The organism is Terrimonas pollutisoli (genome assembly GCF_029360765.1).
In the GTDB taxonomy this organism is placed as follows: Bacteria; Bacteroidota; Bacteroidia; order Chitinophagales; family Chitinophagaceae; genus Terrimonas_B; species Terrimonas_B pollutisoli.
On record NZ_JARKNA010000003.1, the window covers coordinates 417,518 to 430,982 of the forward strand.

Below are 13,465 nucleotides of genomic sequence, written 5' to 3' on the forward strand. Positions count from 1 at the left end.
CCTTACTTTTTGTTTTTAACCGGGGCACTACTCAGTGGCTGGCCGACGGCAATATCACAACGATGACCGGGTTTACCATGAGCTGGGTTCAACCCATTCGCTGGCGCAGCGGCTGTCGTAGCTGTTTGCAGTGGTGATGCCTGTAAAGCAGGAGCTGTAGTCACTACAGGGGAAGTAGTTGTTTTTGCGGCCGGAGCACTACTCAGTGGCTGGCCGACGGCAATATCACAACGATGACCGGGTTTACCGTGAGCTGGGTTCAACCCATTCGCTGGCGTAGTGGCGGTCGTGGCTGTTTGCAGTGGTGATGCCTGTAAAGTAGGAGCTGTAGTCACTACAGGGGAAGTAGTTGTTTTTGCGGCCGGCGGACTATTCAGCGGTTGGCCGACGGCAATATCACAACGATGTCCGGGTTTACCATGAGCCGGATTTAGTCCGGATGCCGGTGCAGTTGAAGTCGTCGTGGCTGGCGTGATTGCAGGCGTCGTTGTAGCAACCGCATTGTTTGCGGCTGGCTTTATTGCAGAAGTATTTAAAACCGGGGCAGTTGCTGGTATAGGAGCACCTACTGCTACATCACAGCGATGTCCGGGTTGGCCATGCGCCGGGTTGATTTTTGATCCAATGACAGGAGCAGAAGGATTTGAGGCAACCACTGGAGCTGACGGCGATGGGCTGTTAAGTTGAATAGGGGTTTGTGTTACGGGCACAGGTCCCTGGGTAGTTGTTGGAGTGGCGCCTGAATTGGAATTTAAAGACGGAATAGTAAGTGGTTTCTGGCTTTGCTCCCTTTGGATACCACCACCGGAATTTTCACAAGCAGCCAGCACCATCACTAAAAAACAGGCGGGGTAAAAAGCGTATTTCATGCAGACAGGTTTTGGACTAGTAATGTACTTAACAATCCCAACAACGCAAAATAAGCCGACCTATTTTATGCGAAAAAAGGGGCTGTCAAAAGTATTGCCAGCCTGAGCTTGTCGAATGCCTGACAGTTTGCTTGTCAATATTTCGATATACTCAATATGACAAACAAACTGACTTTTGATATAGCCCACCTGTGTAAAAAAATCAACAATTTTCAGAAAGAGCTTAGCAATGACCCAATAACCAATATAACAAGGCAAACACGACAATAAAGCCTAAACAGCCACCACCCCATTTATAAGCGCCGTAGCCGGCCAGTAACGTTCTTAACCAATTTTGCATAATGTATCATTTACAGGCAGTGATAAAAAAACTATGCCAGAGAAAATTGCAAGCCAGCCCGTTTGCCCGCAACGACGGCTTTCCGTTGATTCTTTATTTCTTCTTCGTAAACGACAATCCTTTTTCTTTAAACGCCTGCTTGATTTGCCTGAGTGCATTGGGACCAATGCCATGCAGCAGCGCAATTTCTTCTTCACTGTATTTTGCCAATTGGTGGAGTGAAGTGATGCCTGCATTGATCAGTGCCCGTTGAGCAGGCTTTGCTAATTTCAAGGGAAACTCATCAACCGGTTTCATAGCACTTTTATTTTCCACCTGGCTAAATGATGAATAACCGAAAATAAAACCAATCTGTTATTTGAATATTCTCCTTACCCCGTTTTTCATCCTGCTCATTATTGTTTTTTCTCTCCATGTCCCGTTTGTATGATGAATGCCTTCTGAAATGCCATTTTGAATGACTTTATTATATTGGCTTTTATTTTTAACGGGAGGGTGAAACATCAAACGCTCTGGCAAAAATGCATCATTATAATTGCCTGCATAAAATATCCTTGTCAGGAAGTCAGGCCCTGTGGTGTGTAAGACATCCAGGTAATTGTCAATCTGTGGCGGGTTATTTTGCAGATCTTCGATCATGTTTTTCCAGAAAATATGATTGGGCGCGGACGCAAAAATGCAATTGCCTAATAAATCCCTGTTATCACCAAAAGAAATATTTCTGCTAACAGGGAGCACAAGTTCTTTATCCGTATATTGAAACGGTTTCAGCATTTCATAATCCAGGTCTAAATACAATCCGCCGATTTTGTACATAATTAAATAGCGGATAACATCAGCCCGCATAATATTTTTAGGAAACGCACTGTATACAGGATAAAAGCGGGGGAACTCTTTTTCTACAAACGCATTATTATCGTCATCTGTCCATAAGCAATACTGCCAATCAGGGTGTAAGTCTTTTACTTTTTTTTGATAGTTCAACCACCTGGCAGGTATTTCTTCATTCTTCCAGGTCTGATGGATTATTTTTGGTATCGGCATTTATTTTACCCTGTTTATCTTAAAAAATCGGGCATTTTTCGAAATTACACATCAACCCTTACATAAGCAAACGTTGTCCTCCAACTTCTTTGCCAACTCCTAAAATCACCTGCCGCAATGTTTCGATTGCTTTAGCAAAGACAGGATCGGGTATTTGTATATAGGCTGTAACAGCCGCCGGATCGTGGATGTCTTTTGATTCAGGCATTGGTGATAGTTAAGTTTTAGGAAAGATCGACTAAGGAAACTTTAAGGTAAGTAGTTTTAAATTTTTCACTTTTAAAGAAATAGGTTTTTTGAAGCCAAAAGAACCAGTGCAATAAAAATGACTCGTGGGAAACGAGCCACGGCGTCGTAATTTACCGGTAGTGATAAAAAAGCTATGCCAGAGAAAATTGCAAACCGGCCCGTTTGCCCGCAGCGACGACTTTCCGTTGATTCTTTATTTCTTCTTTGTAAAAGACAATCCTTTTTCTTTAAGCGCCTGCTTGATTTGCCTGAGTGCATTGGGACCAATGCCATGCAGCAGCGCAATTTCCTGCTCACTGTATTTTGCCAATTGCTCCAATGAAGTGATGCCTGCATTGGCCAAAGCCCGTTGGGCCGGTTTGGCGAGTTTCAGGAAAAACGCATCAGGCGGTTTCATACAACTATTATTTTTCTACCTGGCTCAACCATGTCCGGATGATTTGCTGCAAGGCTTTGCTTTTTGCTTTGATATCCGCCAGGTCCTTGAAACGAATTATGCTTCTGCCATCGGTATAATCGCCTTCCAGCAAACCAGTGCTGTCGTCAACCGTAGCGCCGGTGGGGAACACCAGCAGGATATTTCCTTTGTGAAGGTTCATCACCACGATGTCCCGTTTATATTCTTTGGCGTTAAAGGTTTTCATTTCACCGGTGTAAAAAAAGCTGGGTGAGTTCCATTTTATTTGTTCTCCAACTTCTTTGCCAACTCCTAAAATCACCTGCCGCAATGTTTCGATTGCTTTAGCAAAGACAGGATCGAGTTTTTGAATATAGGCCGTAACAGCCGCCGAATCATGGATGTCTTTTGATTTGGGCATTGATTGTGGTTGAGTTTTTAGAAAGATCAGGTGGTTTAAAATTCGTAGAAAAAGTTACTTTTCGTTATTCTTCTTTGGAACAACAGTCCATTAAAAAACTATGGAGTAAAAAACTATCCTACAACGTAGCTGATGATATCGCTATTATATACCGTTTGACGACTGCTGCTCTTTCCGACATTCAATCGTTTTCAAGGTAGTTCTCCCAAAACCAAAGTTCTGAATCAGGGTTTTGTTGTTCAATCTCTCTTAATGCGTTTTGGCGTTCTTTTTCTGTAATTGGATTTTTCTCTAAGTCAACGGGATTAGTTCTTTTTTTTGAAACGTCGTTGAGAATTGAAATAATACTTTTGAAGCTGCCTAAATTATCAGCGACAATAAAAGGTTCCCACGCTCCTTCACCGTGTGCAGCACTTAACACTCTCAGATTGGTGGAACTTGTGTCAACAATAAACGGGTCGCCCATTTGGTCGCTTGCTATTGCAATCCATTCTTTTTGCCAATCTCCTTCTTGTCCTGTAGTAAGTGATTTACCTGCTGTGTCAAAGCTATAACCTACTTGTTCATCTTCTAAAGTGTCTGCCTGAAAAAAGTTTATTTCGTTATAGCCAAGCGAAACATCGGCTATGCCAGAAAGGAACCATTTAATTTTTTCAAGAGTCCTCATTAAATATGATTTGAAGTTAAGAATTGCCTATAGGTTGCTGATAACACATAAGCTTATGGCTAAATGACCAGGCTGTCTCTGTTTGGGTTTAGATAATTTATTTGTTTTTTGTCGGGTCGAGGTGAATAAAGTACGAGTTCAATTAAATTTTCATCCATTCTGTCAACGGACATACCTACGGTGCAATAGCAAAACATATTATGTCGGTTATTTGGTGTCACTTCAAGAACGGAAAAATCAGGATGAAGTTTTTCTTTCGGGCCATAGTTAAGGTTTAACAGCTTGCCAATCTTGCCGAAATAATTTTCGTAGTGTTTTCGAAGTGTCTCAGTATATTTTTTGGAATTAAAAACTTGCATGACGTGTCGAATAAAACAACCACTACTTTCTGTGGCGAAATTTGTTTCCAAAACAATGAATGATCAATATCTCGCCGCCTCTCCCTGCTTCGGTGTTGAAGCTTTGATAAACTCTCTTATATCCTCATTCGCTGTTTCCAAATCCTGTTTGCGCAGGTACATCATATGCCCGCTGCGATAACCTTTCCAGCTAAGCCGCTTTTTGAGTTTGCCACCGGGATCCATTTGCCACATACTGTATTTGGCATTGAAATAATCACAGGCGCCATCATAATAACCGGATTGAACCATCACGTGCAAAAAAGGATTTTGTGCCATGGCTTGCCGCAGGTTTTCACCGGTGCGGTCACCTGTGCGATCCCACGGACTTACATTACCAAACATCAAATACTTCAGGTCGGTTTTATAGTTTAATTCATTGCGCAAATACATATTGATAGCCGGCGTAAACGAATGCAGCCAGGACGTCAGCTCAGCGTTGAAATCAGGACCATCACCCGCATCTTCACGATCGATGCCACGATAACGGGAGTCAAGACGACCGACAGTATAGCCTTTATCACGTAACAATTCTTTCCAGAAAAAATTAACGGGCACATCGAGGTTGTGTTGCAATATTACTTTTGATGAAAGGCCGGAATAGCGGGCCATCTTTTCAGCGATCATTTTTTTCTTTTCATCGGTTAAAGAACTGCCGCGGCTCATAGCAGGTATCAGTTCATTCATGGTAAACTCTTCCACTTCCGGCAACATTGCTGTCAGATCTTTTTGCTGCAGATCGGCTGATAACATTTTGTGATCCCATGCTGTGGCAGCAAAATAGGGGAGACGAAGAGCCGCATCTACCGGCCCGTCTCTTTCAATCCCTAATTCAGTGGGTGAAACCAATATCACACCGTTCAGGTACATCCACTGTGCATTCTGTAATTCTAATGCAAGGCCTGATACCCGGGTAGTACCATAGCTTTCACCGATCAGGTATTTAGGTGAGGCCCAGCGGTTATTACGTGTAACAAACGTGTTGATCCACTCGGCCAGGTATTTGATATCAGCACGAACACCAAAGAATTTAGTGCCGGGTATATCCTTGCTCACTGCTCTTGAATAGCCTGTGTTAACGGGGTTCACAAAAACAATATCCGCGATATCTAAAATGGAGTAGGGGTTTTCTTTTATACCATAAGGCTGCACCGGGTAACCTTCATCATCGATATTCAACAATCGTGGACCAGTATAGGCGATATGCATCCAAACAGAAGCAGAACCGGGTCCGCCGTTAAAGGAGATCACCAGTGGCCTTATCGTTTTGTCTTTTACATCCCTTCGTTCATAATAAGTATAAAATAAACCGGCGATACATTTTCCTTCTTCATCCCAAACCGGCATGGTGCCTGTTGTGGCTTTATAAGCAATGCGCTGCCCCTTGATGGTAGTGGTATGATCGGTGACTACATTTTTATCAGGATTGAAAATAATATTGGGTAAGACAACCTTTTCTTCTTTTGCTGCCGGCTTTTCATCTGCTGTTGCAGGGGAAGATGGTTTTGGCTGAGCCATTACTTGCAAGCAACTAACGACAATCAAACTAATGAGCAAGACAGTTTTTCTCATATCCTGTTGGGTTTGCTATAAAATCTAAAATTGTGGCAAAAAAAATTAACGGGCAAATAAAGTGGGAAAATGAGTTTAGAATTCAGAGTTATGGTCCATGGCACTTTTCTCTTTTGACTTTTCACTCATTTCACTTTCTTCTCCATGATGACAAACTCCAACGGTTGCGTTGGGATGCCAAAGCGTAGATCTTTGGGGAACGGTTTACGTTCATCGGTTTGGTAATACCCATGTCTTTCATACCAGGCTATCAATTCAGCACGAAGGGAGATCACGTTCATAAAAATGTAGGAACAATTATTTTTTTCCGCATACTCTTCTGCGGCTGCCAATAATTTTTTCCCGATGCCGGAACCCTGCAAAATGGGTGATACGGTTAACATGCCTAAATACAAACCTCTTTCCTGTTTGTGCAGGTATACACAACCTGTAATGGTTCCATCTTCTTCGAAATATTTTAATAGTACGGCGTCCTTATTTTCAAGAAGCGAGTTTAGTGAGGCCTCATCCGTTCTCAACTCGCCTTTTAAAAAATTAGCCTCGGTGGTCCATCCTTGTTTGGAGTCTTCACCCCGGTAAGCGCTGTTGATAAGCTGAACGAGTGCAGGAATGTCTTCGCTGGTTGCAATTGATATAGGCATTGCCGAAATTAAGGAATTGACGCTATTGCTGATGAATACACCCGGATCTGTTGTTGACAACTAGATTTACAAACTAACACTCTACTGATTCTGCTAAAATTTTTCAACTCTGATTGATCCATCTACCTGCCTGTAGTATTGCCACCTCATTTTTTTTACTTAATTTTTACACTGCAATTTTTCGGACTCTTCGAAAACTTGTATTTCTCACTGATCTATCCACCTTTCAGCAATAGTAGCAGGATTTGTGCTGGTTTAGTCTATTGCTCATTTATTTTCTATCGTAGGCCTGGTTGTAGCATTCGTTAATTAAATTGATGAATTGAAATCGCATAACCTCAACCTGTAGAATATGAAAATTAACAAGATCACCATCCGCGGTGAAAAACAACCCAGCCAATCAACCTTTGAATCAGCCGATGATCTTAAACTGGAAGAAGTTTACCTGTTAGGAAGCTCCACGAGGGGTGAAGCAGAGCGGCACAGCATTCAGCTAAAAAAAGACCAGGTAGTAGAATTTGTATTTGAAGATAATACGGTCTGGCTTAGTTCTGATCAAACGATCCAGGATGTTTTCCCTGAGGCCGCAGCCCTTAAAAGCCGGTCTGTTGACAGTGACTTTGAAATTCCTTATTACATTCAATCCACTTCTGATGAGCGGGGGATCGGAACAGTAGCATTGAAGTTATTAAAGGTCTTCACCAAAAAGAGCATAAAAAAAGGAGTACGGGAACTGGCTGTTGATCTTGAGAAAAAACAACTGGATAACAAAAGCGGTTTATACAGGCTCGATGCCAGCTTCCAGTTTTTTAAAGACATTCCTGTCAGCAACAGCAAGCCTTTCCTGCTTTTCCTGCACGGTACTAATTCATCCACCAGCGGATCATTTGGCGAACTGGCTGGCACCGAATTGTGGAAATATATTTTTCAAAACTATGAGCAAAATGTATTGGCCTTCCAGCATGAGACGCTTACCAAAAGTCCTTTACAAAATGTGGCTGAACTGGTAAAGCAACTTCCTTCGAATGCCGTTCTCCATCTGATCAGTCATTCCCGCGGCGGTTTGGTCGGTGATATTGTTTCCCGGTTTTGCGTCGACGATGAAAACAATGCAGGCTTCTCTGCGGAAGAAATTAATTACTTAAAAAAAGAAGGCCGGGATGAGGATATAAAATATAGTAAGGCCATTAAAGATGCGTTAAAAGCAAAAAATATTTCGGTACAAAAATTTATTCGTGTTGCCTGCCCGGCCAGTGGGACTACATTGGCTTCCGAGAGGCTTGATAATTTTTTTAATGTCACTTTTAATTTAATTGGCCTCGCCATAGGTGGCCCGGCTAATCCTGTATATAATGCATTTAAAAACCTGCTTGCTTCTGTGGTAGATTGCAAAGAAGATGTAAGTATATTACCGGGTCTGGAGGCGATGAATCCTGATTCGCCGTTTATCAAGGTACTAAACTACCCCCGGCCTGCTGCAGCTATCGACAGTCCACTGGCGGTTATATCCGGTAATAGCCGTGTTAATTTAAGTTTTAAAGCATTGGTTGTATTAGCCAGTAAACTTTTCTTTGATTCGAAGAATGATCTCGTCGTAAATACAGCTTCCATGTACAATGGTGCAAAGCGGATAAAGATGATGCAATACTTTTTTGACGAAGGCGCCACCGTGGATCATTTTCATTATTTCAAAAACCCTAAAACAAGTACAGCCCTGCTGGATGCATTAAGGACAACGGATGATGCACTGATCCCCGGCTTTGTGAAGTTGGAACAGGGTGCATCGATGTTGGCCGATCGAAATGCTATCCTGAAGTTGGATGGCGGGCAGGTATTTAAAAATACAGTTACCGGTAAACGACCTATTGCTGTTTTACTACCCGGCATCATGGGTTCCAATTTGTCAAAGAATGGAAAACTGATCTGGATAAACTATTTCCGTTTTATTGGCGGAGAATTAAATGATCTGCGCATTACTGAGAAAGGAGTGGAAGCCCCTTCACTGATCAAAACTTCGTACAAAAAACTGGCAGATCATTTAAGTGCCAATTATGATGTAGTCACCTTTGCATTTGACTGGCGGCAGCAACTGAATGATTGTGCCAAATTGCTGAATGAAAAGATTATTGAATTACTGGCTTATGGGCAACCAATCAAGTTAATTGGGCACTCCATGGGTGGTGTGCTGATTCGTGATTTTATTTTAACACATCCGGATACCTGGCAGCGGTTAAACAACTCCAGTGGTTTCCGGCTTTTGTTTTTGGGTTCACCGCTGGGTGGTTCTTTTCGTATTCCGTATGTGTTGTACGGCAAAGACCCCATTATTGATAAGATCAGCAAGATTGACATCTTTCATAGCAAAAAGCAATTGCTCGAAATCTTTTCCAACTTTCCTGGTTTGTTAAGTTTACTGCCTTTATCAGATGATGATCAAAATGATTTTGCCAAAGAAGAAACCTGGAAAAAAATGAGCAAGGCTAATGGTGATGCTGCCTGGCCAATTCCTGCAAAAAAGCAATTGGATACATTTAAAACCTATCGTGATTTTATCAATGAAAATGTAAAAAATATTGACTACTCTAATGCTGTTTATATAGCTGGCAGGGACAACTCAACTCCCTCCGGTTATGAAATAGATGAGAACAACAATCTTGTTTTTTTCAGCACGGCGGCTGGTGACCAAAGTGTGACATGGGAAACAGGTATTCCTAAAAAAATGATTGAAAATAATTCAGTCTATTATTCGGATGCTTCTCATGGTGCATTGTCTAATGATCCGTCACTTTTTAAAAGCATCGATGAGATACTGGAGCATGGATCTACTCTTCTATTAAAGAAAACAAAACCGGTGATCCGTGGTGCCGAATTACAGTTTAGAACACCGGTCGTAAATGATTTTGATCTTTCAGCTGAAGGAGTAGAGAATACTATTTTGGGATTAGGTGAGGAGAAAGTAACTGAAGCCGGCGAAGTGCCTATTCGTGTTTCGATCAGTAACGGAGATCTGAAATATTCTTCTTATCCTTTGATGGCAGGGCACTTTATAAATGATGGCATCCTGTATGCAGAAAAAGCGATTGATTATAATTTGAGGGGCGTATTGACCGAACGATACCAATTGGGACTTTATCCCGGTGAGATTGGTACCAGCGAAGTAGTGATTACACATCAAAAAGATTTTAATGGAGCCATTATCGTAGGGCTCGGCGATCCCGGTTCGTTGACGGCTTACCAGCTTACACAAAGTGTTGAACAGGGAGTGGCCAAGTATTTACTATATCTGAACAGTAAGGCTCCGCATACTACGAACGGTGTGGGCATACAACAGGTGGGTGTTTCATCACTCGCTATAGCTTGTTCTTATGGCGGTCTGTCAGTTGAAAAATCGATCAGGGCCATTATAATGGGAGTCCAAAATGCCAATACTAAGATCAGGCAAACATTAAGAGAGGGCGCCAAAACCATCACCCACCTGGAATTTATTGAGCAATACCAGGACCGGGCATTGGGTTGTCTCTATGTTTTAAATGAAATAGAAAAAGAAGATGATCATACTGTGAACATCGTTTTTGAGAAAAAGCGGATTAAAAAACTATTGGGGTCAAGAGAACGATTGCCGTTGGATAATACAGACGAATGGTGGACCCGGATCAACGTAAAATTGAAAGAGTATGAAATAAGATCGGCAAGGATCAAAGGCATGCAGTTTAATATCTCCACTGGCGGTGCAAGGGAAGAACAGCGGGACTTGTTTACCAGTCGTGAAATGATCCAGGAGTTGATCAATGATCTGTCTGGCAATAATCAATGGACGCCGCAATTAGCTAAAACAATTTTTGAATTGCTGGTGCCGAATGATTTTAAAGAGCAGCTAAAAAAACAAGCGAATATCAATTGGATCGTGGATAAGGATACCGCTTCTTATCCCTGGGAGTTGTTGCAGGATAGTACACATAATGCAAAGCCTTTGTGCATTAATGCCGGGATGGTTCGCCAGTTAGCAACTTCCGATTATAGGATGAAGATTAATTCGGTCACAAAAGACTCAGCACTGATCATAGCCGATCCCGATTTGAAGGGATTCGCTAATCAACTGCAGGGAGCTTTGCAGGAAGGAGAATTGGTTAACGAAATTTTAGGCAGTACAGATTTTACTACCACGAAAATTTCGAGAGGATCGGTCTCTGATATTATCCAGGCTCTTTTTAGTGATGATTATAAGATCATTCACCTCGCAGGACATGGCGTGTTCAATGAAGATCCATCCAAAGGTTCGGGCATGCTGATTGGTGATAATGTGTTTTTGTCAACCCGTGAAATATGCCAGATGAGTTCAGTGCCGGAATTGGTTTTTGTCAATTGTTGCCATTTGGGCAAAACAGATGGAGCAGCTGAAAACTTGTATCGAAACCGGTTTAAATTGGCAGCCAATATCGGAACCCAGTTGATTGAGAACGGCGTAAAAGTAGTGATTGCTGCAGGCTGGGCCGTGGATGATGCAGCAGCATTAGAGTTCACTGATGTGTTTTATCAATGTATGTTTAATGGAGAGGAGTTTGGACAGGCCGTATTGCAGGCCAGGAAAATTATTTATGAAAAATACAAATACACCAATACATGGGGTGCTTATCAGTGTTATGGCGACCAGTTTTATACCCTGAGACGAGGTTATAAAAAACAGCCGCCAAAAGAATTTGTCATTGCCCGTGAGGCTGAAATAGAACTGAGCAATTTGTTGAATAAGCTTGAAATAACTGGTTACACCACAGAAGGGCACCTGGCTGAGTTAAACGCTATAGCCACCGCCGTTGATAAGGCTAATATCCGGAATGGTGAGATAACAGAATTAGAGGCCCTAATCTATGGCGGCTTGTGCATGTATGAACAAGCGATGATCAAGTATGAAAGCCTGCTGAAAATGGAAAATGCCTCTTTCTCTTTTTCGGCTATGGAAAAATATTGCAATATCCGGCCCAAGTTTTATGTGAGTGAGTATGGAAAAAATAAGAACAACCAGCAGGAGCTGCTGGCGAAGGTTGATAATGTAATTAACGACTTAAACCTGCTGATCAATTACAGCCCTACTTCCGAACGGCTGAATATGTTAGGTAGTGCTTATAAAGACAAAGCATTGATTAGTTCAGTAAAGACACAGAAAGTGAATGCTTATAAACAGGCGGCACTGCAATATTATAAAGCCTATAATCAAAAGAAAGAAGCGTATTCACTTACCAACTGGCTGGAGATCGAAAACATTCTTGTTTTGCTGGAAATAAGAAAATGGGGACAGGTGGTAAAAATGGAAAATACCGAATATACTTTACCAACCATTAAGGATGCAGTAAAAGATCTCGATAACATGCTTGATGCATTGACCAGCTCTTCACCCGATGAATTGAGCTACTGGGAATGGGCGTCTGCTGCCAATATCCGGCTGTGCCTGTTGATGCTCGATTATAAAACAGGCAGGTCAAAGCTTCCTACCTATGAGGAAACATTTGATCTCTACAAAGAAACATGGGATAAAGCCGGATCAAAGGGCAAGAAACTGGGTGAGATAGATCATTTTAATTTTTTAACTGATGCGCTGTCGTTAAGCAAAAAGAAAACGGCTATTGCGATGAAAGCAAAGATTAGTGATATGCGAAACCAATTGGAAAGGATATTGTAAGCTTCAGGTTACCGGTTGCCTGTTTCCGGCTACTGGAAACTGGTAACCGGCAACAGGTAACACTTTCTACCTCAAACTTCAAATTTTTGACTATGACATTTATAAAAAAAGGAAGCCAGGGGCCAGCAGTTACAGAGCTGCAAAATATTTTACGGGAGCTGGATTATAATATCCCGGTCACCGGCATTTTTGATACAGCTACTTATAAGGCGGTGAGGAATTTTCAAAGCTGTCATTTGGACAAACACAATCTTCCGCTTGAAATAGATGGCGAGGTAGGTGATATAACCTGGTGGGCTCTTAAAAATCCTCGCAATAAAGTGGAAGGTGGAGCTATTAATTATGGTATTATGCCGGAGCTTTCTTTTGGTGGTAGCGTCGTTGGAAGAAATGCACTGCAGGCAGCTATCAGGGAAATGAATGCCGGGGCGGGAGAGGAAGGTGGTAATAATAAAGGGCCATGGGTCCATAAATATTTACAACCGGCAGGACTGGGTGAGGGGTATAGTTGGTGTGCTGCGTTTGTTAGTTGGTGTTTTTTACAAGCAGCTGGTGGTGAAAAAAAGAGTATGCCATTCCGGTATAATGCAGGTGCGAGAAATATTTACAATCAACTAAAAAAAAATGGATTGATCTATGATGCCAATCTTACTTCACCGCAACCGGGCGATATAGTAGCGTGGTGGCGGGTGAGCATGGCTTCCGGCTTTGGGCATATTGGAATAGTACATCATTTTAAGGACGGTTTTTTATATACAATAGAAGGCAACAAAGCTGCGAATGTTGCCGGCTTCTCCTATGTAAAAACGAGAATGGATAAAGTGTTGGGTTACGGACGCATCAAATGACAAAAGATTTTTGCAATTTTTGCAAAATCATTGATTGCAATCAATAGGGCTAGTATAAAGTGTAGTAGTTACTCTACAATTCGCTTATAGTAATTATGACCGGAAATTGAGGACTTGTTCTATTTGCATGGGCCTGCTGCTTTCTTTACTTTGTATCATTAATCCGTACCCTATACTGAAGAACAACAAAGATATTAGTCCTTGAAAATCCCGTCCACTTCAAGACAACCACTATCTTCCTGATTTGTTGAACCGTCCAGCCGCTAGTCTGCTCTTCGCAGGTCGGCGGTTTTTTTTTGAGTACAAGTGGAACAGAGCATGTCGCTAAGGGCAGATTTGGCTCTT

At 42.0% G+C, this 13,465-nt stretch carries 11 protein-coding genes; 2 read left to right on the top strand and 9 right to left on the bottom strand.

What is annotated here, in order from left to right:
• Nucleotides 1-2: 2 nt before the first annotated feature.
• From P2W73_RS08460 to P2W73_RS08500, 9 genes are all read right to left on the bottom strand, one after another.
• On the bottom strand, nt 3-869 hold the full coding sequence (locus P2W73_RS08460; protein ID WP_276501579.1) for a hypothetical protein: 867 nt from the start codon (nt 867-869) through the stop codon (nt 3-5).
• A gap of 433 nt (nt 870-1,302) precedes the next feature.
• Nucleotides 1,303-1,506, bottom strand: coding sequence for a helix-hairpin-helix domain-containing protein (locus P2W73_RS08465; RefSeq protein WP_276501580.1), 204 nt, complete (start codon nt 1,504-1,506; stop codon nt 1,303-1,305).
• A gap of 57 nt (nt 1,507-1,563) precedes the next feature.
• Nucleotides 1,564-2,253, bottom strand: a complete 690-nt coding sequence (locus tag P2W73_RS08470) for a glycosyltransferase family 32 protein (RefSeq protein ID WP_276501581.1) — start codon at nt 2,251-2,253, stop codon at nt 1,564-1,566.
• Between the two features lie 58 nt (nt 2,254-2,311).
• Nucleotides 2,312-2,461, bottom strand: coding sequence for a hypothetical protein (locus tag P2W73_RS08475; RefSeq protein ID WP_276501582.1), 150 nt, complete (start codon nt 2,459-2,461; stop codon nt 2,312-2,314).
• Between the two features lie 234 nt (nt 2,462-2,695).
• Nucleotides 2,696-2,899: a helix-hairpin-helix domain-containing protein gene (locus tag P2W73_RS08480; protein ID WP_276501583.1), complete on the bottom strand. Its 204-nt coding sequence runs from the start codon at nt 2,897-2,899 to the stop codon at nt 2,696-2,698.
• Nucleotides 2,900-2,906: 7 nt separating this feature from the next.
• Nucleotides 2,907-3,320, bottom strand: coding sequence for a DUF1801 domain-containing protein (locus P2W73_RS08485; protein ID WP_276501584.1), 414 nt, complete (start codon nt 3,318-3,320; stop codon nt 2,907-2,909).
• 181 nt (nt 3,321-3,501) lie between these two features.
• Nucleotides 3,502-3,987, bottom strand: coding sequence for an SMI1/KNR4 family protein (locus P2W73_RS08490; RefSeq protein WP_276501585.1), 486 nt, complete (start codon nt 3,985-3,987; stop codon nt 3,502-3,504).
• Nucleotides 3,988-4,409: 422 nt separating this feature from the next.
• Nucleotides 4,410-5,957 (bottom strand): S10 family peptidase, encoded by a 1,548-nt coding sequence (locus P2W73_RS08495; RefSeq protein ID WP_276501586.1) that lies wholly within the window; start codon nt 5,955-5,957, stop codon nt 4,410-4,412.
• A gap of 125 nt (nt 5,958-6,082) precedes the next feature.
• Complete coding sequence (locus P2W73_RS08500; protein ID WP_276501587.1) at nt 6,083-6,598, bottom strand: GNAT family N-acetyltransferase; 516 nt, start codon at nt 6,596-6,598, stop codon at nt 6,083-6,085.
• Nucleotides 6,599-6,950: 352 nt separating this feature from the next.
• On the opposite strand from P2W73_RS08500, the gene P2W73_RS08505 reads away from it, so the two are divergent.
• Nucleotides 6,951-12,272: a CHAT domain-containing protein gene (locus P2W73_RS08505; RefSeq protein WP_276501588.1), complete on the top strand. Its 5,322-nt coding sequence runs from the start codon at nt 6,951-6,953 to the stop codon at nt 12,270-12,272.
• A gap of 92 nt (nt 12,273-12,364) precedes the next feature.
• Entirely contained in the window at nt 12,365-13,120 is a 756-nt protein-coding gene (locus P2W73_RS08510) for a CHAP domain-containing protein (protein ID WP_276501589.1), read from the top strand.
• The last annotated feature ends 345 nt before the right edge of the window (nt 13,121-13,465 follow it).

Coding starts and splice junctions, on each gene's coding strand:
- P2W73_RS08510 (WP_276501589.1), top strand. CDS start 12,365: ATGACATTTATAAAAAAAGGAAGCCAGGGGCCAGCAGTTACAGAGCTG.
- P2W73_RS08490 (WP_276501585.1), bottom strand. CDS start 3,987: ATGAGGACTCTTGAAAAAATTAAATGGTTCCTTTCTGGCATAGCCGAT.
- P2W73_RS08475 (WP_276501582.1), bottom strand. CDS start 2,461: ATGCCTGAATCAAAAGACATCCACGATCCGGCGGCTGTTACAGCCTAT.
- P2W73_RS08505 (WP_276501588.1), top strand. CDS start 6,951: ATGAAAATTAACAAGATCACCATCCGCGGTGAAAAACAACCCAGCCAA.
- P2W73_RS08500 (WP_276501587.1), bottom strand. CDS start 6,598: ATGCCTATATCAATTGCAACCAGCGAAGACATTCCTGCACTCGTTCAG.
- P2W73_RS08480 (WP_276501583.1), bottom strand. CDS start 2,899: ATGAAACCGCCTGATGCGTTTTTCCTGAAACTCGCCAAACCGGCCCAA.
- P2W73_RS08460 (WP_276501579.1), bottom strand. CDS start 869: ATGAAATACGCTTTTTACCCCGCCTGTTTTTTAGTGATGGTGCTGGCT.
- P2W73_RS08495 (WP_276501586.1), bottom strand. CDS start 5,957: ATGAGAAAAACTGTCTTGCTCATTAGTTTGATTGTCGTTAGTTGCTTG.
- P2W73_RS08470 (WP_276501581.1), bottom strand. CDS start 2,253: ATGCCGATACCAAAAATAATCCATCAGACCTGGAAGAATGAAGAAATA.
- P2W73_RS08465 (WP_276501580.1), bottom strand. CDS start 1,506: ATGAAACCGGTTGATGAGTTTCCCTTGAAATTAGCAAAGCCTGCTCAA.
- P2W73_RS08485 (WP_276501584.1), bottom strand. CDS start 3,320: ATGCCCAAATCAAAAGACATCCATGATTCGGCGGCTGTTACGGCCTAT.